The sequence below is a fragment of the Streptomyces sp. NPDC021080 genome (assembly GCF_044333225.1).
Taxonomy (GTDB): domain Bacteria; phylum Actinomycetota; class Actinomycetes; order Streptomycetales; family Streptomycetaceae; genus Streptomyces.
Genome location: NZ_JBIRQM010000023.1, coordinates 83,572 through 109,141, shown reverse-complemented (window position 1 = coordinate 109,141; position 25,570 = coordinate 83,572). Strand labels below are relative to the sequence as shown.

Sequence of the window (25,570 nt, the reverse complement as noted above, 5' to 3'; positions counted from 1 at the left end):
GGCCGGCCTCCACCGGCCCGGGACCTGTGCACACGCGGGGCAGGTACCCGCCCGGGACAGGTACGCACCCGGGACAGATACGTACCCGGGGCCGGTGCACAAGAGACGGCGTCTCAGCCGGCCCGGTGCACCACCGCGTCCACCAGCTCGACCAGCGCGGCCTTCGCGTCGCACTCGCGCAGCGGGGCCAGCGCGGCGCGCGCCTCCTCCGCGTAGCGCACGGTGTCCCGGCGCGCCTGCTCCAGCGCGGGATGCTCCCGCAGCCGGGCCAGCGCCTCCGCGTGCCGCGCGTCGTCCGTCAGGTCGGAGGCGAGCAGCTCGCACAGCGCGATGTCCTCGGCGAGCCCCAGCCGCTCGGCGCGCTCACGCAGCCGCAGCACCGGCAGCGTGGCGATGCCCTCGCGCAGATCCGTCCCCGGCGTCTTGCCGGACTCGTGCGAGTCGGACGCGATGTCGAGGACGTCGTCGGCGAGCTGGAAGGCGACGCCCAGCCGCTCGCCGTACTGCGTGAGCACGTCCACGACCGTCTCGTCGGCGCCCGACATCATCGCGCCGAACCGGCACGCGACCGCGACCAGCGATCCGGTCTTGCCGCCGAGCACGTCGAGGTAGTGATCGACCGGGTCGCGGCCGTCGCGCGGTCCCGCGGTCTCCAGGATCTGCCCGGTCACCAGCCGCTCGAACGCCTCGGCCTGGATCCGGACGGCCTCGGGCCCGAGGTCGGCCAGGATGTAGGAGGCGCGGGCGAAGAGGAAGTCGCCGGTGAGGACGGCCAGCGAGTTGCCCCAGCGGGCGTTGGCGCTGGCCACCCCGCGCCGGACCTCGGCCTCGTCCATCACGTCGTCGTGGTAGAGCGTGGCGAGATGGGTCAGCTCGACGACCACGGCCGAGGGCACGACACCCGGCGCGTAGGGGTCTCCGAACTGCGCGGCGAGCATCACGAGCAGCGGCCTGAACCGCTTCCCGCCGGCCCGCACGAGGTGCTGGGCGGCTTCCGTGATGAACGGGACCTCGCTCTTGGTGGCTTCGAGCAAACCCTCCTCGACAGCCGCCAATCCGGCCTGGACATCGGCTTCGAGAGCCTGGTCCCGCACGCTCAGCCCGAACGGCCCGACGACGGTCACGAGAGGTTCTCCTGTCTGCTGACGATCACATGGCGAACTCGGTCGATCATTCGGTCGATGACACGGTTTGTCGATGTGTCGCTGCCATCACTCAAGTCAGCGTATCCGGTCAGGTTTCGATCACCGCGAGCGCCCACCGTCCCCCGGCCCACTTCGCTCCGCCAGGAGGTGTGCGGGAGTACACCCGGAAGGCAGACGGGAAGCACCTGCGTGCCCCAACGGCGGGTACCCCGGCTCGCGGGCGCCATCCGAATCACCGACGGTATGACCATGATCGGATGATGCGAAGCGACGTACGACGACATGCGGCGAAGTACCCGGAAGGGGTGACCGTGTCACCGCCATGCCCGAACCGCATGCGGCCGGGACGGGACGGTTCCCGTCCTCCAGCCGTGCCGCACGACACATTCCGTCCATCGGGGTGACGCTCATGCGCATCCGTACGCCCTTCTCCTACGAGATCACTCATGAGGACGCCCTCGTCCCCCTCTCGGACGGCACCCGTCTGCACGCCCGGATCTGAAGGCCGCCGACCGAGGAGCCCGTACCGACACTTCCGGAGCACCCCCCTCACCACCTGACCGGCGGAACGGCGCCGCGACCGGCAACGCCACCCCTGGTACGCCGGGCACGGCCACACCCCCGTCCACGTGGACGTGCGCGGCCTCATCGGCTCCTGGTCCCGCCAGCACCCGGACCGGGACCTGCCGCCCGGACCGGCGATCGGTCTCCCGCGGGAGACGCCGCGCCGGTGGGGCCACCGGCGCGGGGACGAGGAGACGGACGCGCCCTCCGTCCCCCTCCTGCGCCCGTACGTGATGGACGCGCACCCTCCGGCGACCGTGTACGCGTGGACCCCCGGACCTCCAGGTGGGCGACCTCGCCCGGCCCTCCCTCTCGGTGACCCCGGCCGCGTACGCGCTCCGGGACACCCCGGCGCCGGTGCGCTCCTCGCGGCACACGGGGGTCGACACGGGGCGCCTCGTCCCCTGCAAGGGCTGCGACGGGGTCGCCTTCCACCGGGCCCAGAAGCGAATCCCGCGCACGGCCGGCCGGCGGAGCCACGCAGCCGACACAGCCGACACAGCCGACGGACCTTGCAGGGCTTACGGGGCTTATGGGGTTTACGGGGCTTACGGAGTGCGGGAGTTCACCCCATGCACCTCGCACTTACAGCGAACTCCCTTGACGCGGGCTGCAGTTCACCTCGCACCGAGTCGGGTCCGGCTCCCGCGCGGTCGGCGCTTCCGTCCCCGACGAGCCGCGCTCCCCGACGTGTCCCGCGCCACAATTCCCGCCGCACGAAGGGCCGCTCGGCACCCTCCGGAGGGCCCCGCAGCGGCCGCCACCACAAGCGCAATGCCCGATTTACCCCGCATGCCTCCTTGATGCTCTTTGGTCTCGTGAGTTGGGTCACCGGCGAGTCCGGCCGCCGCCATGGACCCGCTCCCGACCAACCCCTTCGCTAAAGGCAAGTTGAGGATCCAATTCCGGCACAATCGGACTTTTCACCACCGCCCCAACCAGGAGAAAGCGATCTTCGCAGTCAAATCTCGCCTTGTTTCGGACATGTGCTCTCGCATACGTTCTGGTCGACCCCGGGCGGATCGCCGAATCCTGCCGCCGCCCGGAAACCCATCGACCCACGCACGGCAGGAGCGGGGGAACCACAGGTAAGCCGCCGATCCGGACATAACGGACCGGCTAGGGGTGAAGCCGCGCTCACAGCGCGGCCGGGCATCTCCCGCCCGAACCCGACAGCTCACCTCGCAGGCGTCGGAGAGGAAATTCGTCATGCCCATACGAGGCAAGCACCGCCGCACGAAGACCAACGTCATCACCCGGGGCATGATCGCCGCCGGAACGGGCGGCATCGCCCTCGCCCTCCCGCTCGTGAGCGCCACCGGCGCCAGCGCCGCCACCCCGGCCCAGGCCCCCCAGGCCGCCCACACCGCGGTGGTCCCCAACGTGCACCTCATCACCTACAAGGTGGTCGCGGGCGACACCCTCTCCAAGGTGGCGAAGAAGTACCCCAAGAGCGGCGGCTGGAAGAAGCTGTACACGGCGAACCGCGCCGTCATCGGCGACAACCCGGCCCTGATCCGTCCGGGCCTGAAGCTGACCGTCGGCACGAAGTCGCTGGGGACGACGACCGTCCGCACCACGGCGAACGCGACCTCCGCCGTCGCCAAGTCCAAGACGACCACCGTCACCCAGGCCTCCGTCAAGACGTACGCCAACAACCTCGACGGCTGGATCAAGGAATCCCTCGACGTCATGGCCAAGGCGGGCATCCCGGGCAGCTACGACGGCATCCACCGCAACGTGATGCGCGAGTCCTCCGGCAACCCCAATGCCATCAACAACTGGGACTCCAACGCCGCCGCGGGCATCCCCTCCAAGGGTCTGCTCCAGGTCATCGACCCCACCTTCCAGGCGTACCACGTCGCCGGCACGTCGATGAACATCTACGACCCGGTCGCGAACATCACCGCGGCCTGCAACTACGCGGCCAAGACCTACGGCTCCATCGACAACGTCAACGGCGCCTACTGATCCCGCCCCGCACCCCCTTCTTCACCCGCACCCGCCGACGGCGCCTCCCCGGCCCGTCGGCGGGTGCGTTGGGTGTACAGGGGTGTGTAGGGGTGCATCGGAGCGCTGGGATGTGTCGAGGTGTGCAGGAGGTGCGTCACGGATGCGCCGACGCCCCTAGAAGCCGAAGAGGCGCTCCAGGACCACGGCGATCCCGTCGTTCTCGTTCGACAGGGTGATCTCGTCGGCCACCGCCTTCAGCTCCGGATGGGCGTTGGCCATCGCCACACCCCGGGCCGCCCAGTCGAACATCGGGATGTCATTGGGCATGTCACCGAAGGCGAGCGTCGCGCACGGCGTGAGTCCGAGGTGCGCCGCGGCGAGAGCCAGGCCCGTCGCCTTGGTCACCCCGCATGGCTGGAGTTCGACGGTTCCGGGCCCCGACATGGTGACCGTCGCCAGCGAACCGACCACTCCCCGTGCCGCGGACGCCAACTCGTCGTCGGACAGGGACGGATGGCGGAGCAGCACCTTGCTGATCGGCTCCGCCCAGAGGTCGTCCCGGCGCGGCACCCGCACCGCCGGCAGCGTCGGATGCGGCATCACATAACCCGGTTCGATCAGCGTCAGCCCGTCCACTCCGTCCTGGTCGACCGCCGCGTACAACAGCCCGACCTCCGCCTCGATCTTGCCGAGCGCCGTCTCCGCCAGTTCCCTGTCCAGGGTCACCGACCACAGCATGCGGTCCGCGCCGGCGTCGTAGAGCTGCGCTCCCTGCCCGCACACCGCCAGTCCCTCGCCGCCGAGTTCGTCCAGGAGCGGTCGCACACGCGGTGCGGGACGGCCCGTGACCACGAGATGCCGGGCACCCGCCCGGGTCACCTTCGCCAACGCGGCACGTGTCCGGTCGGAGAGTGTGTCGTCGCCGCGCAGCAGCGTTCCGTCCAGGTCAGTGGCGATGAGTGAATATGCAGTCGGAGCGGCCATGATCCGAAGAATACGGATCGAACGACTCATCGGCCCGGCGTGAACCGGACGACGTCCGGTATCCCGTCAGCAACGCCGTTCACCGCACGGTGGTAAGCGCGTTGCGACCGCTTCGGATCACTCAAGCTCCGCTTCCGCCCACACCGACTTTCCCGCACACGACCGACCACAACACCCCAACACCCCCTGGAACAAGGGCAACTCGCCAACAGGCCATTCCGGCACGGGTACACGCCAGGACACCCATGACGCGACAGGCACCGCCAAGTCCGTCACACAAAGGGTTCGTTGGGCCGCTGGCCCCCCAACTCGGCACCGACAGAGGCCGGTCCGAGCCCGGCTCGGCGATCCGGTGACGCGTCCGAGGGGACGGGCATGGTGGACGGGATGGACAAGTGCGTGACTGGGGCATGGCCAGGGGCGCGGCCGGGGCATGGCCGGGAGCGTGCCCGGGGCAAGACCGGGGCGCGTGTGAGGCGATCCCGGCGACCCGGAACTTGCCGACCAGCGCCGACCGGCGTCGACCGGCGTCGACTGACACATTCTCTGGAACGCGTGACTAGGGGCCCCCTCCCCCCCTCCCCCAGCCCCACCCCCCTCACGCCCCCGCCGGACCGGCCCCACCCCACCCGCGCCCCATCTGGCACCAAGCCGGAATTACCGTTCCCGACAAGAACAATACGGACATCACAAACTCTTTAGGCCCTGCCACAGCAGGGGCGCTCCCCCGTAACGTGGGCCCCGACCACATAAAAAGCGTGGAACGCATGCACCACATGGCGAGTACGAACCCGAAAGCGAGGCACCAACCGATGCCCCCCTTCGATGTCCCCGAGGGCGATCCCTTCGGCCCGCACAACCTGCCGTACGGCGTGTTCTCCCTGACCGACCCGGCCGGCGCCCCCGAGCGACGCGTCGGCGTACGGCTCGGCGACCACGTGCTCGACGCGGGCGCCGCGGCCCGCGCGCTCGGCTCCCCCTACGCCGGGCTGCTCGCCCAGCCGACCCTCGACCCGCTGCTCGCCGCGGGCCGCACCGCCTGGTCCGACGTCCGGCGCGCGCTGACGGCCTGGGTGACCGTCCCCGCCCACCGGGAGACTCTCGCCCCCCACTTCCACCCGCTTTCCGGCGTGACGCTGCACCTCCCGTTCACCGTCGCGGACTACGTCGACTTCTACGCCTCCGAGAACCACGCCCGGAACGTCGGGCAGATCTTCCGCCCCGACGCCGCCGACTCCCTCACGCCCAACTGGAAGCACCTGCCGATCGGTTATCACGGCCGTTCCGGCACGGTCGTCGTCTCCGGCACGGATGTCGTCCGCCCCTCGGGCCAGCGCAAGGCCCCCGCGGACGCCGCCCCGGTCTTCGGCCCCTCGATCCGTCTGGACATCGAGGCGGAGGTGGGCTTCGTGGTCGGCACCCCCTCGGAACAGGGCCGGCCGGTGGCGCTCGGCGACTACCGCGACCACGTCTTCGGCCTCTGCCTGCTCAACGACTGGTCGGCGCGCGACATCCAGGCCTGGGAGTACGTCCCGCTCGGCCCCTTCCTCGGCAAGTCCTTCGCCACGTCCGTGTCGGCGTGGATCACCCCGCTCGACGCCCTGGACGACGCACTGGTGGCCCCACCCGTCCGCACGCACCCCCTTCTCCCCTACCTCGACGACGCCTCCGAGGAACCGGGCGGCTACGACCTCCGGATCTCCGTGGCCATCAACGGCCACGTCGTCTCCGAACCCCCCTTCTCCACCATGTACTGGACGGCCGCCCAGCAGCTCGCCCACATGACGGTCAACGGCGCCTCCCTGCGCACCGGTGACCTCTACGGTTCCGGGACCGTCAGCGGCTCCTCCGAGGGCGAGCGCGGCTCGCTTCTCGAACTCACCTGGAACGGGCGCGACGCCCTGGAACTCCCCGACGGCAAACGCACGTTCCTCGAGGACGGCGACGAGGTCACCCTGACGGCCTGGGCACCCGGCCCGGGCGGGACCCGGGTGGGCCTCGGCGAGGTCCGGGGCCGCATCACGCAGGCCGTCTCCCCGTAGAAGGTCCCCGGGAGAGGGCTCGGCCGGGGGCTCCGGGAGAGCCCCGGCGGGGGGAACCGGCGAAGGGTCTCCGCGGAGTCTTCGCGAGAACGAGGTCCGTGTCACGGTGGCCAGGACCCTGGCCACCGCGCCCCGCGGAGCCCGACGGCACCGCCGGAGCCCGGACGGGCCGACGCCCCAGCCCGGACGGGCGGCGCCCCGGTCCCCGCGCCGGACCCACTACATCCAGTCCTCCGGCTCCGGCTCCTGGTCCAGCTCGGGCCAGTCCGGGTCCGGTCCCGCAGCGGCCGCCGGACCCGGCTCGGCCCCGGGTCCGCCTCCGGTCGGCTGTGCCGCGGGCGTGCCGCCGCCCAGCGAGGCGAGCACCCCGATGACCCCTTCTCCGTACGTCGCCAGCTTCTTCTCGCCCACCCCGCTGATGCCACCCAGGTCCTTCACGGAGGCGGGCCACACGGTGGCGATCTCCCGCAGCGTGGCGTCGTGGAAGATGACGTACGCCGGGACGCCCTGCTCCCGTGCCTGCTCCGCGCGCCAGGCACGCAGCGCCTCGAACGCGGGAACCAGCTCGGCGGGCAGCTCGGCCGCCACCGCCTTGGTCTTGCGCTCACCCTTGGGCGCCGACGACCGGGAGGAGGCCGGCTTCGGCGCCTCCTTGCGCAGCGGCACGTCGCGTTCGCGCCGCAGCACGGTCCCGCTCGCGTCGGTCAGCACCAGCGTGCCGTACTCACCCTCGACCGCGATCAGTCCCTGGGCCAGCAACTGCCTGACGACACCGCGCCATTCGGACTCCGCCAGCTCCTCGCCGATACCGAAGACGGACAGCTGGTCATGGTCGAACTGGATCACCTTGGCGGTCTTGCGCCCGAGCAGGATGTCGACGATCTGGCCCGCGCCGAACTTCTGTCCCCGCTCGCGCTTCAGACGCACCACCGTGGACAGCAGTTTCTGCGCCGCGACGGTGCCGTCCCAGGTCTCCGGAGGCGTCAGACAGGTGTCGCAGTTGCCGCAGGCCGGGGTGTCGGGGTCCTGGCCGAAGTAGGCCAGGAGCTGTGAGCGCCGGCACCGGGCCGTCTCGCACAGGGCGAGCATCGAGTCCAGATGGGAGGCGGCCCGGCGTCTGAACGCCTCGTCGCCCTCCGAGCCCTGGATCAGCTTGCGCTGCTGGACCACGTCCTGAAGGCCGTAGGCCATCCACGCGGTGGAGGGGAGTCCGTCACGGCCGGCGCGTCCCGTCTCCTGGTAGTAGCCCTCGACCGACTTCGGGAGGTCGAGGTGGGCGACGAACCGGACATCCGGCTTGTCGATGCCCATGCCGAAGGCGATCGTGGCGACGACCACGAGGCCCTCCTCCCGCAGGAAGCGGGACTGGTGCGCGGCACGGGTCCCCGCATCCAGACCCGCGTGGTACGGCACGGCCTCGACGCCGTTGCGGGAGAGGAACTCGGCTGTCTTCTCCACGGAGTTGCGCGAGAGGCAGTACACGATGCCCGCGTCGCCCACGTGCTCCTCACGCAGGAAGGACAGCAGCTGCTTCTTCGGGTCGGCCTTGGGGACGATCCGGTACTGGATGTTGGGCCGGTCGAAACTCGCCTCGAAGTGGCGGGCCGCGGGCATGCCCAGGCGCTGGGTGATCTCCTTGTGCGTGGCGCGCGTGGCGGTGGCCGTCAACGCGATGCGCGGGACGTCGGGCCAGCGTTCGCCGAGCAGCGAGAGCGCCAGATAGTCGGGACGGAAGTCGTGGCCCCACTGGGCCACACAGTGCGCCTCGTCGATCGCGAAGACGGAGATCTTCCCGCGGGACAGCAGGTCCAGCGTGCTGTCGAGACGCAACCGCTCGGGGGCCAGATAGAGCAGGTCGAGTTCTCCGGACAGGAACTCCGCCTCGACCACGCGCCGCTCGTCGAAGTCCTGCGTGGAGTTCATGAACCCGGCGCGCACACCCAGCGCCCGCAGCGCGTCCACCTGGTCCTGCATGAGCGCAATGAGCGGGGAGACCACCACACCCGTACCCGGTCTGACCAGGGAAGGGATCTGGTAGCAGAGGGACTTTCCGCCACCGGTCGGCATCAGGACGACGGCGTCACCGCCCGTCACCACGTGCTCGATGATCGCTTCCTGCTCGCCACGGAAGGCGCCGTACCCGAAGACCCGGTGGAGAGTGGCCAGTGCCTCACTCTCGCCCAGCGTCTCCGTCGCGTCAGCTTCGGTCATCACACCCGTCCCGCCCATCGTCCTGTCCCCCGTACGTCGCGCCTCGACCACTGCGTCCACGATAGGGGGCCGCGCCGACAGTCCGAGAGTTGTCCACAGGCTGCGAGGGACCGGCTTCCCTACGTACCGGCGCCCGTCCCGTCTCACTCCCCTGCACGGCGCACTCCGGCCGGGTTCAACCCGTTGGCCCCGTCTGCATGGCGGCGCTTCAGGGCCGGGGGCCATGCTGCTCGGGCGGGAGGAGGGGGCCCGCAGCCGACGGACCCGTGCAGTCCGTACGCCTCTCTCGTGTCTCTAGGAGCCATCGCATGTCCCAGCGTCCACTCAGGACCGCCATCACCCTCGTGACAGCCGCCGCCGCGTCGCTCGCCCTGTCCGCCGCTCCGGCCCCGGCCGCGGCCCGTCCGGCCGATCCGAAAGCCGTGCGGGATCTGGTCAAGGCGTATCTGGCCAGCGTCAAGTACCTCGACGAGAAGGCCGCTCTCGCCGACGGATACGTCCCTCACCAGTGCTCCTCGGATCCCGCGGGGCACGGCAGCATGGGCTACCACTACTTCAACGAGTCCCGCTACGGCTCACTCGATCCGGCGAAGCCCTCGGCTCTTCTCTTCGAGGACGGCAAGAACGGCAAGCGCCGGCTCGCCGGGGTCGAGTGGATCGTGCTGGACTCCGACCAGAACATGAAGACCAGCAAGGACCGGCCGTCGATGTTCGGCGGTCAGAAGTTCGACGGTCCGATGCCGGGTCACTACCCGGGCATGCCGATCCACTACGACCTGCACGTCTGGCTCTGGAAGCAGAACCCCAACGGGCTGTTCGACCGCTGGAACCCCCGGGTGAAGTGCCCGGCCGCTCCGGCCCACCCCGGCAAGTCGGACACGGCCCACACCGGCTCGTCCGGCATGACCCACACCGGCCCGTCCGCGACAGCCCACACCGGCTCGTCCGGCACAGCGCACACGGGTTCCACGGCCACGACGCACACCGGCTCCGCGGGCACGGCACACACCGGCCACTGAGAACGGCTCGGGCCCCGCTCCCCCGGAAGGGGGCGGGGCCCGAGCCGCGGAAGGCCTGCTCAGCGCACGAAGACTCCCGCCTGGCTCGCCAGGTTCAGGAAGTACTGCGGCGCCACACCGAGCACCAGTGTGACCGCCACACCCACCGCGATCGCCGTGGTGGTCAGCGGCGACGGCACGGCGACCGTCGGCCCCTCGGGCTTCGGCTCGCTGAAGAACATCAGCACGATCACGCGGATGTAGAAGAACGCGGCGATCGCCGACGAGATGACACCGACCACGACCAGCGCGCCCGCGCCGCCCTCGGCCGCCGCCTTGAACACGGCGAACTTTCCGGCGAATCCCGAAGTGAGCGGGATGCCGGCGAAGGCCAGCAGGAAGACCGCGAACACCGCGGCCACCAGCGGGGACCTGCGTCCGAGCCCCGCCCACTTGGACAGGTGCGTGGCCTCTCCGCCCGCGTCCCGTACGAGCGTGACGACGGCGAAGGCGCCGATCGTGACGAAGGAGTACGCGCCGAGGTAGAAGAGGACCGACGAGACACCGTCCGGCGAGGTCGCGATGACGCCCGCGAGGATGAACCCGGCGTGCGCGATCGACGAGTACGCCAGGAGCCGCTTGATGTCGGTCTGGGTGATCGCGACGATCGCACCGCCCAGCATGGTGACGATCGCCACGGCCCACATGACCGGCCGCCAGTCCCAGCGCAGACCCGGCAGGACGACGTACAGCAGGCGCAGCAGCGCGCCGAACGCCGCCACCTTCGTCGCCGCCGCCATGAAGCCGGTGACCGGGGTCGGTGCGCCCTGGTAGACGTCGGGTGTCCACATGTGGAAGGGCACCGCGCCGACCTTGAAGAGCAGGCCCATGACGACCAGGGCCGTGCCGATGAGCAGGAGCACGTCGTTGCCCATGGTGCCGGCGAGGGCCGGGTCGACGTTCGTGACCGTGCCGTCGACGACGTGCGCGATCGTCGCGTACGACACCGAGCCCGCGTAGCCGTACAGCAGGGCGATGCCGAAGAGCGTGAACGCGGAGGCGAAGGCGCCGAGCAGGAAGTACTTGACCGCCGCCTCCTGCGACATGAGCCGCTTGCGGCGGGCCACGGCGCACAGGAGGTAGAGCGGCAGGGAGAAGACCTCCAGCGCGACGAACAGGGTCAGCAGGTCGTTGGCCGAGGGGAAGACCAGCATGCCGCTGATCGCGAAGAGCAGCAGCGGGAACACCTCGGTGGTGGTGAACCCGGCCTTCACGGCGGCCTTCTCGCTGTCGCTGCCGGGCACCGACGAGGCCTGCGCGGCGAACGCGTCGACCCGGTTTCCGTGCGCCTGGGGGTCCAGGCGCCGCTCGGCGAAGGTGAAGACGCCGAGGATTCCGGCGAGCAGGATCGTGCCCTGGAGGAACAGGGCCGGTCCGTCGACCGCGATCGCGCCCATCGCCGCGATGTGCGCCTTCGTGGTGCCGTATCCGCCCGCCGCGAGCGCGACGACCGCCGAGAAGGCGGCGGCCAGCGCGACGACGGCGACGAACACCTGCGCGTAGTAACGGGACTTGCGGGGCACGAAGGCCTCGATCAGAACCCCGACGACCGCCGCGCCGATGACGATCAGAGTGGGCGACAACTGCGCGTACTCGATCTTCGGTGCCTCGATCTTGGAGATCGGCTCGGCCGCGGTTGCCGCTGTTGTCCACAGGCTGTGGACGGCTGATGCGCTCACTTGGCCGCCTCCACCTCGGGCTGGGGGTCCGTCTTCTGTACGTCTGACATGGTCTGCTTGACCGCCGGGTTGACGATGTCGGTGAGCGGCTTCGGGAAGACGCCCAGGAAGATCAGCAGAGCGATCAGCGGGGCGACCACCAGGAGCTCGCGCACCCTGAGGTCCGGCATCTCGGCCACCTCGGCCTTGACCGGGCCGGTCATCGTCCGCTGGTAGAGGACGAGGGTGTAGAGCGCGGCCAGGACGATGCCGAAGGTGGCGATGATGCCGGCCACCGGGTAGCGCGTGAACGTGCCCACCAGGACCAGGAATTCACTCACGAAGGGCGCGAGACCGGGGAGCGACAGTGTCGCGAGGCCGCCGATCAGGAAGGTGCCGGCGAGTACCGGGGCGACTTTCTGCACCCCTCCGTAGTCGGCGATGAGACGCGAACCGCGCCGCGAGATCAGGAAGCCGGCCACGAGCATGAGTGCGGCGGTCGAGATCCCGTGGTTGACCATGTAGAGCGTCGCGCCCGACTGGCCCTGACTGGTCATCGCGAAGATGCCCAGGATGATGAACCCGAAGTGCGAGATCGACGCGTAGGCGACCAGCCGCTTGATGTCCCGCTGTCCGACCGCGAGCAGTGCCCCGTAGACGATGCTGATCAGCGCCAGTACGAGGATCGCGGGCGTCGCCCACTTGCTGGCCTCCGGGAAGAGCTGGAGGCAGAAGCGGAGCATCGCGAAGGTGCCGACCTTGTCGACGACCGCCGTGATCAGCACGGCGACCGGCGCGGTGGCCTCGCCCATGGCGTTGGGCAGCCAGGTGTGCAGCGGCCACAGGGGCGCCTTCACCGCGAAGGCGAAGAAGAAGCCGAGGAACAGCCACCGTTCGGTGCTGGTCGCCATGTGCAGGGAGCCGTCGGCCCGCGCGTGGACGATCTCCTGGAGCGAGAAGCTCCCGGCCACCACGTAGAGGCCGATCACGGCGGCCAGCATGATCAGGCCGCCGACCAGGTTGTAGAGGAGGAACTTCACCGCGGCGTACGAGCGCTGCGTCGCCGCCGCCTCGTCGCCGTGTTCGTGGGCACGGTCCCCGAAGCCGCCGATGAGGAAGTACATCGGGATCAGCATGGCTTCGAAGAAGATGTAGAAGAGGAAGACGTCGGTGGCCTCGAAGGAGATGATCACCATCGCCTCGACGGCCAGGATCAGGGCGAAGAAGCCCTGGGTCGGGCGCCAGCGCCTGCTTCCGGTCTCGTGCGGGTCGGCGTCGTGCCAGCCCGCCAGGATCACGAACGGCATCAACAGCGCGGTGAGCGCGACGAGCGCCACCCCGATGCCGTCCACGCCCAGTTGGTAGCGCACCCCGAAGTCCGGGATCCAGGCGTGGGACTCGGTGAGCTGGTAGCGGGCGCCGCCGGGGTCGAAACGCACCAGGGTGACCGCGGCGAACGCCAGCGTGCCGAGGGAGACGAGCAGCGCCAGCCATTTGGCGGCGACGCGCTGCGCGGCCGGCACGGCGGCCGTGGCGATCGCCCCGAGGGCCGGGAGCGCCGCCGTCGCTGTCAGCAGAGGAAAGGACATCGGTATCAGACCGCCCTCATCAGCAGGGTCGCGGCGACGAGGATCGCCGCGCCGCCGAACATCGAGACCGCGTAACTGCGCGCATAGCCGTTCTGCAGCTTGCGCAGCCGTCCGGAGAGGCCACCCACCGAGGCCGCCGTCCCGTTGACGACTCCGTCGACCAGGGTGTGGTCGACGTACACCAGGGAGCGGGTGAGGTGCTCACCGCCGCGTACCAGCACGACGTGGTTGAAGTCGTCCTGGTACAGGTCGCGCCGGGCGGCGCGGGTGAGCAGGGAGCCGCGCGGGGCGACCACCGGGACGGAGCTGCGTCCGTACTGGAGGTAGGCGATGCCGGCGCCGACGACGAGCAGCACCATGGTGGCCAGGGTGACGGTGAGGGCGCTCACGGGCGAGTCGCCCTCCGAGTGCCCGGTGACCGGCTCCAGCCAGTGCAGGAAGCGGTCGCCGATGCTGAAGAAGCCACCCGCGAAGACCGAGCCGAAGGCCAGCACGATCATCGGGATCGTCATGGAGCTGGGCGACTCGTGCGGGTGCGGCTCGTGGCCCTCGGCGTCGGGCTGCCAGCGCTTCTCCCCGAAGAAGGTCATGATCATCACGCGCGTCATGTAGTACGCGGTGATCGCCGCGCCCAACAGGGCCACGCCGCCGAGGATCCAGCCCTCGGTGCCGCCCTTGGCGAAGGCCGCCTCGATGATCTTGTCCTTGGAGAAGAAGCCGGACAGGAAGGGGAAGCCGATGATCGCGAGATAGCCGAGACCGAAGGTCACGAACGTGATCGGCATGTACTTCCTGAGGCCGCCGAACTTCCTCATGTCGACCTCGTCGTTCATGCCGTGCATGACCGAACCGGCACCGAGGAAGAGCCCGGCCTTGAAGAAGCCGTGCGTCACCAGGTGCATGATCGCCCAGACGTAGCCGATGGGGCCGAGGCCCGCGGCCAGCACCATGTAGCCGATCTGCGACATGGTCGAGCCGGCGAGCGCCTTCTTGATGTCGTCCTTCGCGCAACCGACGATCGCACCGAACAGGAGGGTGACCCCGCCGACGACGGTGACGACGAGCTGGGCGTCGGGTGCCGCGTTGAAGACGGCCGCCGAGCGGACGATCAGGTACACGCCCGCGGTCACCATGGTGGCGGCGTGGATGAGGGCCGAGACCGGGGTCGGGCCCTCCATCGCGTCGCCGAGCCAGGACTGCAGCGGCACCTGGGCCGACTTGCCGCAGGCGGCGAGCAGCAGCATCAGCCCGATGGCGGTGAGCTTGCCCTGGGTGGCGTCCCCGGCGATCCCTTGGTGCCCCTCGGTGCCGAGCAGCGGCCCGAAGGCGAAGGTCCCGAAGGTCGTGAACATCAGCATGATGGCGATGGACAGACCCATGTCGCCGACGCGGTTGACCAGGAAGGCCTTCTTGGCGGCGGTGGCGGCGCTGGGCTTGTGCTGCCAGAAGCCGATCAGCAGGTACGAGGCGAGACCGACGCCTTCCCAGCCGACGTACAGCAGAAGGTAGTTGTCGGCGAGGACGAGCAGCAGCATCGCCGCCAGGAACAGGTTCAGATAGCCGAAGAAACGGCGGCGGCGCTCGTCGTGCTCCATGTACCCGATCGAGTACAGGTGGATCAGCGAGCCGACGCCGGTGATCAGCAGGACGAACGTCATCGACAGCTGGTCGAGCTGGAAGCCGACGTCCGCCCGGAAGTTTCCGACGGCGATCCAGCTGTACAGATGCTGGGTGAAGGTCCGGTCGTCCGGGCTCTTCCCCAGCATGTCGGCGAAGAGCACGACGGCGATCACGAAAGAGGCAGCCGCGAGGACCGTGCCGATCCACTGGCCGACGGCGTCCAGCCGCCGTCCGCCGCACAGCAGGACGGCCGCTCCGAGCAGAGGCGCCGCGATGAGCAGCGCAATCAGGTTCTCCACGATTCAGCGACCCCTTACAGCTTCATCAGGCTGGCGTCGTCGACCGAGGCCGAGTGGCGGGAACGGAACAGCGACACGATGATCGCGAGCCCGACCACGACCTCCGCGGCGGCGACGACCATCGTGAAGAAGGCGATGATCTGGCCGTCGAGATTGCCGTGCATCCGGGAGAAGACGACGAAGGCGAGGTTGCAGGCGTTGAGCATGAGCTCGATGCACATGAACACCACGATCGCGTTCCGTCTGATCAGGACACCGGTGGCGCCGATCGTGAACAACAGAGCGGCGAGATAGAGGTAGTTGACCGGATTCACTTGGACGCCTCCTCCGGCTTCGTGCGCTCCAGGCGCTCCTCTGCACGCTGCTCCAGCGCCTTCAGGTCCTTCAGCGCGTCGGCCGACACGTCACGGATCTGCCCGCGGTCGCGCAGCGTCTTGCTGACGGTCAGCTCGGACGGGGTGCCGTCGGGGAGCAGGCCCGCGATGTCCACCGCGTTGTGCCGGGCGTAGACACCCGGTGCCGGCAGCGGCGGGACGTGCTTGCCCTCGCGCACCCGCTGCTCGGACAGCTCGCGCTGGGTCCTGGCGCGCTCGGTGCGCTCGCGGTGGGTGAGCACCATGGCGCCGATGGTGGCCGTGATGAGCAGGGCGCCGGTGATCTCGAAGGCGAAGACGTACTTCGTGAAGATGAGGGCGGCGAGGCCCTCCACGTTGCCGTTCGCGTTCGCCTTCGCCAGGCCGTCGAAGTCCTGGATGGACGCGTTGCCGATGCCGGCGAACAGCAGGATGCCGAAGCCGAGTCCGCAGAGCAGGGCCAGCCAGCGCTGCCCCTTGATGGTCTCCTTCAGCGAGTCCGCCGCGGTGACACCGACGAGCATGACGACGAAGAGGAACAGCATCATGATCGCGCCGGTGTAGACGACGATCTGGACGATGCCCAGGAAGTAGGCGCCGTTGGCGAGGTAGAACACCGCCAGGATGATCATGGTCCCGGCGAGGCACAGCGCGCTGTGCACGGCCTTCCTCATGAAGACGGTGGACAGGGCGCCGATCACCGCGACGGTGCCGAGGACCCAGAACTGGAAGGCCTCCCCGGTGGAGGTGGAGTACGCGGCCAGGTCGGCGGTCATGCCTCCGCCCCCTCTCCGGAGGGCGCGCCCGACGGGCTCGCCGAGGGGTGCAACTCACCCTTGGAGACGGCCACCTGGCGCTCGGTGCCGGGCGCCGCCTCGGTCACCAGACCCCGGTAGTAGTCCTGCTCGTCCGTGCCCGGGAAGATCGAGTGCGGTGTGTCGACCATGCCTTCCTGGAGTCCGGCGAGCAGCTGCTCCTTGGTGTAGATGAGGTTGGCGCGGCTGCTGTCCGCGAGCTCGAACTCGTTCGTCATCGTCAGCGCGCGCGTGGGGCACGCCTCGATGCACAGGCCGCACAGGATGCAGCGGGCGTAGTTGATCTGGTAGACGCGGCCGTAGCGCTCGCCCGGGGAGTAGCGCTCCTCCTCGGTGTTGTCCGCGCCCTCCACATAGATGGCGTCCGCGGGACAGGCCCAGGCGCACAGCTCACAGCCGATGCACTTCTCCAGGCCGTCCGGATGGCGGTTGAGCTGGTGCCGGCCGTGGAACCGCGGCGCGGTGGTCTTCTGCTGTTCCGGGTACTGCTCGGTCAGCCGCTTCTTGAACATGGCCTTGAAGGTCACGCCGAAACCGGCGACGGGGTTCTGGAAACCCGTTTTGGTCTCCTTCGGCTCCTCAGTCATCGGACCCCTCCTTTCCGTCACGAGATCCGGTAACCGGTCCATCACTCGCAGTATCGGACCCGCCACTGACAATCAGCTCCCGCTCGCGGCGCGGACGGCGCCGCGGCACCGGCGGCAGCTCCTGGCCGGGCAGCGGGGGCACGGGGAATCCACCGGCCATCGGGTCGAAGGCGGCGGGCTCGGCGGGCTGCGCCTCCTGGCCCTGCTTGTCGCGGAAGATGTCCGCCACGAACGACAACAGCAACAGGACGAGGACGCCCCCGCCCACGTACAGGGCGATGTCCGCGAAGTCGTAGTGCTCGTTGCGCAGTGTCCGCACCGTCGCGACGAGCATCAGCCAGACCACGGAGACCGGGATGAGCACCTTCCAGCCGAGCTTCATCAGCTGGTCGTAGCGGACACGCGGCAGCGTGCCGCGCAGCCAGATGAAGAAGAACAGCAGCAGCTGCACCTTCACCACGAACCAGAGCATCGGCCACCAGCCGTGGTTGGCGCCCTCCCAGAAACTGCTGATCGGCCAGGGCGCCCGCCAGCCGCCGAGGAAGAGCGTCGTGGACACGGCCGAGACCGTCACCATGTTCACGTACTCGGCGAGCATGAACAGCGCGAACTTGATGGACGAGTACTCGGTGTTGAAGCCGCCGACCAGGTCGCCCTCGGACTCCGGCATGTCGAAGGGAGCCCGGTTGGTCTCCCCGATCATCGTCACGACGTAGATCAGGAACGAGACCGGCAGCAGGACGATGTACCAGCGGTCCTGCTGCTGCTCGACGATCGTCGAGGTCGACATCGAACCGGAGTAGAGGAACACCGAGGCGAACGCGGCGCCCATGGCGATCTCGTACGAGATCATCTGGGCGCAGGACCGCAGACCGCCGAGCAGCGGATAGGTGGATCCGGAACTCCAGCCCGCGAGCACGATCCCGTAGATTCCCACCGAGGCCACCGCGAGGATGTAGAGCATCGCGATCGGCAGGTCGGTGAGCTGCATCGTGGTGCGCTGGCCGAAGATCGAGACCTCGTTGTCCGCGGGCCCGAAGGGGATCACCGCGATCGCCATGAAGGCCGGGATGGCCGCGACGATCGGCGCGAGGACGTAGACGACCTTGTCCGCGCGCTTGACGATGAGGTCTTCCTTGAGCATCAGCTTCACGCCGTCGGCGAGCGACTGGAGCATGCCCCAGGGGCCGTGCCGGTTGGGGCCGATGCGCAGCTGCATCCAGGCGACGACCTTGCGCTCCCACACGATGGAGAAGAGCACGGTCACCATCAGGAAGGCGAAGCAGAACACCGCCTTGACGACGACCAGCCACCAGGGGTCGTGGCCGAACATCGACAGGTCTTCAGCGGCGAGGTACGGCGTCATGCCTCCACCTCCTTGGGGGCCTCGGCGGCGATCGTCGCCGGGCCGATGCGGACGAGTGCGCCGGGCAGCGCCCCGGTGTCGGAGGCGACGCCCCCTCCGGTCGAGTTCAGCGGGAGCCAGACCACGCGGTCGGGCATCTCGGTGATCTGCAGCGGGAGTTCGACCGATCCGCCGGGACCGGTCACGGCGATGGCGTCGCCGTCCTTGACCCCGGCCTCGGCGGCGGTGGCGGCCGAGACACGCGCGCGTGCCGCGTGCCGGGTCCCGGCGAGCGCGTCGTCGCCCTCCTGGAGACGCCCCTGGTCGAGCAGCAGCCGGTGCCCGGCCAGTACGGCCTCCCCGGCGGCCGGACGGGGCATCTGCACCCCGGTCTCCCGGGGTTCGCCGGCCCGCGGTCCGTCCCAGGCGCCGAGCCGGTCGAGTTCCCCGCGCGTGGTGCGCAGGTCCGGCAGGCCGAGGTGCACGTCCATGGCGTCGGCCAGCATCTGCAGGACCCGCGCGTCGGCGGGCGCGAGACGCCGGGTCATCTGGTCGGGCTTGAGAGCGGCTTCGAAGGAGCGGACCCTGCCTTCCCAGTTGAGGAAGCTTCCGGCCTTCTCGGCGACCGCGGCGACCGGCAGGACGACGTCGGCGTGCTCGGTGACCTCACTGGGCCGCAGTTCGAGCGACACCAGGAAGCCCACTTCGGACAGGGCCGCACGCGCGCGTGCGGGGTCGGGGAGGTCGGCGACCTCCACACCCGCGACGACCAGGGCCCGCAGTTCGCCGCCGGCGGCGGCCTCCACGATCTGGCCGGTGTCACGGCCGTAGCGGTGAGGGAGTTCGGAGACGCCCCAGGCGGCCGCGACCTCGTCCCGCGCGCGCGGGTCGGTGGCCGGGCGTCCGCCCGGCAGCAGCGACGGAAGCGCACCGGCCTCGATCGCACCGCGTTCCCCGGCCCGGCGCGGGATCCACACCAGGCGGGCACCGGTGGCGGTGGCGGTCCGCACGGCGGCGGTCAGGGCGCCCGCCACGGCGGCCAGCCGCTCACCGACGGCGATCACGGCGCCCTCGGTGCGCAGCGCCTCGGCGGCCCTGGCTCCGTCCTCGTCCAGGCCGACGCCGCTCGCGAGCGCGTCCAGCCACTCGGTCTCGGTGCCGGGCGCGGCCGGCAGCAGCGTGCCGCCCGCCTTCTCCAGGCCGCGGGTGGCGTGCGTGGCCAGGGAGAAGGTCTTCTGTCCGTGTCCGCGCCAGGCCTTGCGCAGCCGCAGGAAGACGCCGGGTGCCTCCTCCTCCGACTCCAGGCCCACCAGCAGGACGGCCGGCGCCTTCTCCAGCGAGGTGTAGGTGACACCCGTACCGTCGAGGTCCCGGCCGCGTCCGGCGATCCGGGCGGCCAGGAAGTCGGCCTCCTCGGAGCTGTGCACGCGCGCGCGGAAGTCGATGTCGTTCGTGTCGAGGGCCACGCGCGCGAACTTGCTGTACGCGTAGGCGTCCTCGACGGTGAGCCGGCCGCCGGTGAGGACACCGGCGCGGCCGCGGGCCGCCGTCAGTCCCTGCGCGGCGGCCTGAAGGGCCTCCGGCCAGGAGGCGGGTTCGAGGACGCCCTCGGCGTTGCGCACCAGGGGGGTGTCGAGGCGGTCGCGCTGCTGCGCGTACCGGAACCCGAACCGGCCCTTGTCGCAGACCCACTCCTCGTTGACCTCGGGGTCGGGAGCCGCGAGCCGCCGCATCACCTTGCCGCGCCGGTGGTCGGTGCGCGTCGCGCAGCCGCCGGAGCAGTGCTCGCACACGGAGTGCGAGGAGATGAGGTCGAAGGGGCGCGAGCGGAAGCGGTATGCCGCCGACGTGAGCGCGCCCACCGGGCAGATCTGGATCGTGTTGCCGGAGAAGTACGACTCGAACGGGTCGCCGTCACCGGTGCCGACCTGCTGGAGGGCGCCCCGCTCGACCAGCTCGATCATGGGGTCGCCGGCGATCTGGTTCGAGAAGCGGGTGCAGCGGGCGCACAGCACGCACCGCTCGCGGTCGAGCAGCACCTGGGTGGAGATCGGGACCGGCTTCTCGTACGTCCGCTTCTTGCCCTCGAAGCGGGACTCGGCGTTGCCGTGCGACATCGCCTGGTTCTGCAGGGGGCACTCGCCGCCCTTGTCGCAGACCGGGCAGTCCAGCGGGTGGTTGATGAGCAGCAGCTCCATCACACCGTGCTGCGCCTTCTCGGCGACCTGGGAGGTGAGTTGAGTCCTGACGACCATCCCGTCCGTACAGGTGATCGTGCAGGATGCCATGGGCTTGCGCTGGCCCTCGACCTCGACGATGCACTGGCGGCAGGCGCCGGCCGGATCGAGGAGCGGGTGGTCGCAGAACCGGGGGATCTCGATGCCGAGTTGTTCGGCGGCCCGGATGACCAGGGTGCCCTTGGGCACGCTCATCTCGATGCCGTCGATCGTCAGCGAGACGAGGTCCTCCGGCGGGACCGCCGCTTCCCCGCCTCCGGAGGGAGCGCTGGTGGTCACTGTCATGCGTTCACCTCCGTGTGCTTGTCCGCCCAGGCCGTGGACCTGGCGGGGTCGAAGGGGCAGCCGCGGCCCGTGATGTGCTGCTCGTACTCCTCGCGGAAGTACTTGAGCGAGGAGAAGATCGGCGAGGCGGCACCGTCGCCGAGGGCGCAGAAGGACTTGCCGTTGATGTTGTCGGCGATGTCGTTCAGCTTGTCGAGGTCGGACATGACGCCCTTGCCGGCCTCGATGTCGCGCAGCAACTGCACGAGCCAGTACGTTCCTTCACGGCAGGGCGTGCACTTGCCGCAGGACTCGTGGGCGTAGAACTCGGTCCAGCGGGTGACGGCGCGGACGACGCAGGTCGTCTCGTCGAAGCACTGGAGTGCTTTCGTGCCGAGCATGGAACCCGCGGCGCCCACTCCTTCGTAATCAAGAGGGACGTCGAGGTGCTCGTCGGTGAACATCGGGGTCGAGGAGCCGCCCGGCGTCCAGAACTTCAGCCGGTGGCCGGGGCGCATCCCGCCGCTCATGTCGAGGAGTTGACGCAGGGTGATGCCGAGGGGTGCCTCGTACTGGCCGGGGCTGGCGACATGGCCGCTGAGCGAGTAGAGCGTGAAGCCCGGAGACTTCTCGCTTCCCATCGACCTGAACCATTCCTTGCCGTTTTGAAGAATTGCGGGAACTGACGCGATCGACTCGACGTTATTCACCACAGTCGGACACGCATAGAGGCCCGCGACAGCGGGGAAAGGGGGACGGAGCCGCGGTTGACCACGGCGGCCTTCGAGCGAGTCGAGCAGTGCGGTCTCCTCACCGCAGATGTACGCGCCCGCGCCCGCGTGCACGGTGAGCTGGAGGTCGAGTCCGCTGCCCAGGATGTTCTCGCCGAGGTAGCCCGCCGCGTAGGCCTCACGTACGGCCTCGTGCAACCGCCGCAGCACAGGGACCACTTCACCGCGGAGATAGATGAAGGCATGCGAAGACCGGATGGCATAGCACGCGATCACAATGCCCTCGATGAGGCTGTGCGGGTTCGCGAAGAGGAGCGGGATGTCTTTACAGGTTCCCGGCTCCGATTCGTCGGCGTTGACAACTAGATAGTGAGGTTTGCCGTCTCCCTGGGGAATGAACTGCCATTTCATTCCGGTCGGGAAGCCGGCCCCGCCGCGGCCGCGCAGTCCGGAGTCCTTGACGTACGCGATCAGGTCGTCCGGTGACATGGCGAGTGCCTTGCGCAGGCCCTCGTACCCCTCGTGCCTTCGGTAGACGTCCAGCGACCAGGACCTGTCCTCGTCCCAGAAGGCCGACAGCACGGGTGCGAGCAGCTTTTCGGGACTCGTCTCGTTGATCTCGGCTGCCAAGGTCATCACTCCCCCTCCTCTGCCACGGGACCCGCCGGGTGGGACGGGTCGGAGGCCGACGTGTCCTGCGGCGCGTCGTGCGAGCCGGGGCGCTCTGCGGGCCGCTGGTTCTGAGGTGCTCCTCCGCCCCGCGGATGCACCACGCGCGCGGGACCGCTCTCCCCCTTGGCCAGACGCAGCCCCACCAGGGACGCGTGGCCCGCGCTGCCGCCGGCCTCCACCGCGCCCTCGCGCTCGTCGGGGAAGCCCGCCAGGATCCGGGCGGTGTCCTTGAAGGTGCACAGCCGGGCGCCGCGGGTCGGGTCGACGTCCACGCCCGCGCGCAGGTCGTCGACGAGACGCTTGGCCGAGTCCACGGTCTGGTTGTCGAAGAACTCCCAGTTGACCATCACGACCGGCGCGAAGTCGCAGGCCGCGTTGCACTCGATGTGCTCCAGGGTGACCTTGCCGTCACCGGTGGTCTCCCCGTTGCCGACGCCGAGGTGGTCCTGGAGGGCCTCGAAGATGGCGTCGCCGCCCATGACGGCACACAGGGTGTTGGTGCAGACACCCACCTGGTAGTCACCGCTCGGCTTGCGCCGGTACATCGAGTAGAAGGTCGCGACCGCGGCGACCTCGGCCGTGGTCAGGCCCAGTACCTCCGCGCAGAACCGCTGTCCCGTGCGGGTGACATGGCCCTCCTGCGACTGCACGAGATGCAGCAACGGAAGGAGCGCCGAGCGGGAGTCGGGGTAGCGGGCGATGATCTCGCGCGCGTCCTCCTCCAGCCGGGCCCGGACGTCGGCCGGGTAGTCGGGCGCGGGCAGTCGGGGCATGCCCAGGCTGACGCCCTCGGGGGTGGTGGTCACCGGTCGACGCCTCCCATCACGGGGTCGATGGACGCGACGGCGACGATGACGTCGGCGACCTGGCCGCCTTCGCACATCGCCGCCATGGCCTGCAGGTTGGTGAAGGACGGGTCACGGAAGTGGACCCGGTAGGGGCGGGTGCCTCCGTCGGAGACGACGTGCACCCCGAGCTCGCCCTTGGGCGACTCGACCGCCACGTACGCCTGTCCCGGCGGTACGCGGAAGCCCTCGGTCACCAGCTTGAAGTGGTGGATCAGGGCCTCCATGGAGGTGCCCATGATCTTCTTGATGTGGTCGAGGGAGTTGCCGAGACCGTCGGGGCCGAGCGCGAGCTGGGCGGGCCAGGCGATCTTCTTGTCGGCGACCATGACCGGGCCGGGCTGGAGCCGGTCCAGGCACTGCTCGATGATCCGCAGCGACTGGCGCATCTCCTCCAGGCGGATCAGGAAGCGCCCGTAGGAGTCGCAGGTGTCGGCGGTCGGGACCTCGAAGTCATAGGTCTCGTATCCGCAGTACGGCTGGGACTTGCGCAGGTCGTGCGGCAGGCCGGCCGAGCGCAGGATCGGGCCGGTGGCGCCGAGGGCCATGCAGCCGGCCAGGTCGAGATAGCCGACGTCCTGCATGCGGGCCTTGAAGATGGGGTTCCCGGTGGCGAGCTTGTCGTACTCGGGAAGGTTCTTCGTCATCTTCTTCACGAACTCGCGGATCTGGTCCACCGCGCCGGGGGGCAGGTCCTGGGCGAGTCCGCCGGGGCGGATGAACGCGTGGTTCATGCGCAGGCCCGTGATCAGCTCGTAGATGTCGAGGATGAGCTCACGGTCACGGAAGCCGTAGATCATGATCGTGGTGGCGCCCAGCTCCATGCCTCCGGTGGCGATGCACACCAAATGGGAGGAGAGTCGGTTCAGCTCCATGAGGAGCACCCGGATGATCGAGGCGCGGTCGGGGATCTGGTCGGTGATCCCGAGGAGCTTCTCGACGCCGAGACAGTAGGCCGTCTCGTTGAAGAACGGCGTCAGGTAGTCCATGCGCGTCACGAACGTGGTGCCCTGGGTCCACGTACGGAACTCGAGGTTCTTCTCGATGCCCGTGTGGAGGTAGCCGATGCCGCAGCGGGCCTCGGTGACCGTCTCGCCGTCGATCTCCAGGATGAGCCGGAGCACGCCGTGGGTGGACGGGTGCTGCGGGCCCATGTTGACGATGATGCGCTCGTCGTCGGACTTGGCCGCCGACTGGGCGATCTCGTCCCAGTCGCCGCCGGTGACCGTATATACGGTGCCCTCGGTCGTCTCGCGGGGCGAGGCGGCCGGTGCCCCGGAAGGGGTCTGCGTGCTCATGAGTACGACCTCCGCTGGTCCGGAGCCGGGATCTGGGCGCCCTTGTACTCGACGGGGATGCCGCCGAGGGGATAGTCCTTGCGCTGCGGGAAGCCCTGCCAGTCGTCCGGCATCATGATCCGCGTCAGCGCGGGGTGGCCGTCGAAGATCAGGCCGAAGAAGTCGTACGTCTCGCGCTCGTGCCAGTCGTTCGTCGGATAGACGGTGACGAGCGAGGGGACGTGCGGGTCCGCGTCCGGGGCGCTGACCTCCAGCCGGATCAGCCGGTTGTGGGTGATCGAGCGCAGGTGGTAGACGGCGTGCAGCTCGCGGCCCTTGTCGTGCGGGTGGTGGACGCCGGAGACGCCCGTGCACAGTTCGAACCGGAGGGCCGGGTCGTCGCGCAGGGTCTGGGCGACGGGGAGCAGGTACTCGCGTTCGATGTGGAACGTGATCTCGTCGCGGTCGACGACCGTCTTGTCGATGACGTTCTCGGGGACGAGTCCCTGTTCCTCCAGAGCGCCCTCCAGCTCGTCGGCCACCTCGTCGAACCAGCCGCCGTAGGGGCGGGTGGCCGCGCCGGGCAGCCGGATCGAGCGGACCAGGCCGCCGTAGCCGGAGGTGTCGCCGCCGTTGTTGGCGCCGAACATGCCGCGCTGGACGCGGATCTCCTCGCCCTTGTCGCCTCGCTGGCCGGGAAGGTTGGAGGCGCCCAGGTCCTTCTCGGGGTTGACCCCGTTGCCGTTCGCGTCGCTCACCGCAGCAGGCCCTTCATCTCGATGATGGGAAGCGCCTTGAGCGCCGCTTCCTCCGCCTCGCGGGCCGCCTCCTCGGCGTTGACGCCGAGCTTGGAGGTCTGGATCTTCTGGTGGAGCTTGAGGATCGCGTCCATCAGCATCTCGGGCCGCGGCGGACATCCGGGCAAATAGATGTCGACCGGGACGATGTGGTCGACTCCCTGCACAATGGCGTAGTTGTTGAACATTCCGCCTGATGATGCACAAACCCCCATGGAAATGACCCACTTGGGGTTGGGCATCTGGTCGTAGACCTGCCGCAGCACCGGCGCCATCTTCTGGCTCACCCGGCCGGCCACGATCATCAGGTCGGCCTGGCGGGGCGACCCGCGGAAGACCTCCATACCGAAGCGCGCCAGGTCGTAGCGACCGGCGCCGGTCGTCATCATCTCGATGGCGCAGCAGGCGAGTCCGAATGTCGCGGGGAAGACGGACGCCTTGCGCACCCAGCCCGCGGCCTGCTCGACGGTCGTCAGCAGGAATCCGCTCGGCAGCTTTTCTTCGAGTCCCATGCTTAAAGGCCC

General features: G+C 69.5%; 19 protein-coding genes and 1 riboswitch. Of the genes, 3 read left to right on the top strand and 16 right to left on the bottom strand.

All coding sequences use genetic code 11. The features are described 5' to 3' along the window. Positions 1-113: 113 nt before the first annotated feature. Positions 114-1,124 carry a polyprenyl synthetase family protein gene (locus tag ACH4S8_RS39685; protein WP_386592985.1) on the bottom strand — a complete coding sequence of 337 codons (1,011 nt, stop codon included), beginning with the start codon at positions 1,122-1,124 and terminating at the stop codon, positions 114-116. Positions 1,125-2,722: 1,598 nt separating this feature from the next. Further along, positions 2,723-2,915: riboswitch (cyclic di-AMP (ydaO/yuaA leader) on the top strand. A gap of 3 nt (positions 2,916-2,918) precedes the next feature. Here ACH4S8_RS39685 and ACH4S8_RS39680 point away from each other — a divergent pair. Next, entirely contained in the window at positions 2,919-3,680 is a 762-nt protein-coding gene (locus tag ACH4S8_RS39680; RefSeq protein WP_398403204.1) for a transglycosylase SLT domain-containing protein, read from the top strand. A 156-nt stretch (positions 3,681-3,836) separates the two neighbouring features. Here ACH4S8_RS39680 and ACH4S8_RS39675 read toward each other — a convergent pair whose 3' ends face one another. Beyond that, on the bottom strand, positions 3,837-4,646 hold the full coding sequence (locus ACH4S8_RS39675) for an HAD family hydrolase (protein ID WP_398403202.1): 810 nt from the start codon (positions 4,644-4,646) through the stop codon (positions 3,837-3,839). An 812-nt stretch (positions 4,647-5,458) separates the two neighbouring features. On the opposite strand from ACH4S8_RS39675, the gene fahA reads away from it, so the two are divergent. Further along, positions 5,459-6,688, top strand: a complete 1,230-nt coding sequence (gene fahA / locus ACH4S8_RS39670) for a fumarylacetoacetase (RefSeq protein WP_398403200.1) — start codon at positions 5,459-5,461, stop codon at positions 6,686-6,688. 219 nt (positions 6,689-6,907) lie between these two features. Here the strand turns inward: fahA and recQ are convergent, their stop codons facing one another. Next, positions 6,908-8,917, bottom strand: coding sequence for a DNA helicase RecQ (recQ, locus tag ACH4S8_RS39665; RefSeq protein WP_398403226.1), 2,010 nt, complete (start codon positions 8,915-8,917; stop codon positions 6,908-6,910). 290 nt (positions 8,918-9,207) lie between these two features. On the opposite strand from recQ, the gene ACH4S8_RS39660 reads away from it, so the two are divergent. After that, positions 9,208-9,918: a hypothetical protein gene (locus ACH4S8_RS39660; protein ID WP_398403198.1), complete on the top strand. Its 711-nt coding sequence runs from the start codon at positions 9,208-9,210 to the stop codon at positions 9,916-9,918. 59 nt (positions 9,919-9,977) lie between these two features. On the opposite strand, the gene nuoN is transcribed toward ACH4S8_RS39660, so the two are convergent. The 13 genes from nuoN to ACH4S8_RS39595 are packed head-to-tail and all read right to left on the bottom strand — an operon-like array spanning position 9,978 to position 25,558. Further along, positions 9,978-11,636, bottom strand: coding sequence for an NADH-quinone oxidoreductase subunit NuoN (nuoN, locus tag ACH4S8_RS39655; protein WP_398403196.1), 1,659 nt, complete (start codon positions 11,634-11,636; stop codon positions 9,978-9,980). Then, a complete protein-coding gene (locus ACH4S8_RS39650; RefSeq protein ID WP_398403194.1) occupies positions 11,633-13,204 on the bottom strand; it encodes an NADH-quinone oxidoreductase subunit M in 1,572 nt (523 codons plus the stop codon). Before ACH4S8_RS39650 ends, nuoN begins: the two co-directional genes overlap by 4 nt. 5 nt (positions 13,205-13,209) lie before the next feature. Then, positions 13,210-15,123: an NADH-quinone oxidoreductase subunit L gene (gene nuoL / locus ACH4S8_RS39645; protein ID WP_398403192.1), complete on the bottom strand. Its 1,914-nt coding sequence runs from the start codon at positions 15,121-15,123 to the stop codon at positions 13,210-13,212. A gap of 14 nt (positions 15,124-15,137) precedes the next feature. Continuing rightward, positions 15,138-15,437 (bottom strand): NADH-quinone oxidoreductase subunit NuoK, encoded by a 300-nt coding sequence (gene nuoK / locus ACH4S8_RS39640; RefSeq protein WP_009190046.1) that lies wholly within the window; start codon positions 15,435-15,437, stop codon positions 15,138-15,140. Beyond that, positions 15,434-16,252, bottom strand: coding sequence for an NADH-quinone oxidoreductase subunit J (locus ACH4S8_RS39635; RefSeq protein WP_398403189.1), 819 nt, complete (start codon positions 16,250-16,252; stop codon positions 15,434-15,436). The genes nuoK and ACH4S8_RS39635 overlap by 4 nt, the downstream gene beginning before the upstream one ends. Beyond that, a complete protein-coding gene (gene nuoI, locus ACH4S8_RS39630) occupies positions 16,249-16,878 on the bottom strand; it encodes an NADH-quinone oxidoreductase subunit NuoI (RefSeq protein WP_398403187.1) in 630 nt (209 codons plus the stop codon). The genes ACH4S8_RS39635 and nuoI overlap by 4 nt, the downstream gene beginning before the upstream one ends. After that, positions 16,871-18,244 (bottom strand): NADH-quinone oxidoreductase subunit NuoH, encoded by a 1,374-nt coding sequence (gene nuoH, locus ACH4S8_RS39625; protein WP_398403185.1) that lies wholly within the window; start codon positions 18,242-18,244, stop codon positions 16,871-16,873. Before nuoH ends, nuoI begins: the two co-directional genes overlap by 8 nt. Continuing rightward, a complete protein-coding gene (locus ACH4S8_RS39620; protein ID WP_398403183.1) occupies positions 18,241-20,745 on the bottom strand; it encodes an NADH-quinone oxidoreductase subunit G in 2,505 nt (834 codons plus the stop codon). The genes nuoH and ACH4S8_RS39620 overlap by 4 nt, the downstream gene beginning before the upstream one ends. Next, positions 20,742-22,094, bottom strand: a complete 1,353-nt coding sequence (gene nuoF / locus ACH4S8_RS39615; RefSeq protein ID WP_326786160.1) for an NADH-quinone oxidoreductase subunit NuoF — start codon at positions 22,092-22,094, stop codon at positions 20,742-20,744. The genes ACH4S8_RS39620 and nuoF overlap by 4 nt, the downstream gene beginning before the upstream one ends. Further along, positions 22,091-22,933, bottom strand: a complete 843-nt coding sequence (gene nuoE / locus ACH4S8_RS39610; protein WP_398403180.1) for an NADH-quinone oxidoreductase subunit NuoE — start codon at positions 22,931-22,933, stop codon at positions 22,091-22,093. Before nuoE ends, nuoF begins: the two co-directional genes overlap by 4 nt. Next, on the bottom strand, positions 22,930-24,270 hold the full coding sequence (locus tag ACH4S8_RS39605; RefSeq protein WP_398403178.1) for an NADH-quinone oxidoreductase subunit D: 1,341 nt from the start codon (positions 24,268-24,270) through the stop codon (positions 22,930-22,932). The genes nuoE and ACH4S8_RS39605 overlap by 4 nt, the downstream gene beginning before the upstream one ends. Next, positions 24,267-25,007, bottom strand: a complete 741-nt coding sequence (locus ACH4S8_RS39600; protein ID WP_398403176.1) for an NADH-quinone oxidoreductase subunit C — start codon at positions 25,005-25,007, stop codon at positions 24,267-24,269. The genes ACH4S8_RS39605 and ACH4S8_RS39600 overlap by 4 nt, the downstream gene beginning before the upstream one ends. Then, positions 25,004-25,558: an NADH-quinone oxidoreductase subunit B family protein gene (locus tag ACH4S8_RS39595; protein ID WP_328554063.1), complete on the bottom strand. Its 555-nt coding sequence runs from the start codon at positions 25,556-25,558 to the stop codon at positions 25,004-25,006. Before ACH4S8_RS39595 ends, ACH4S8_RS39600 begins: the two co-directional genes overlap by 4 nt. Positions 25,559-25,570 lie beyond the last annotated feature (12 nt).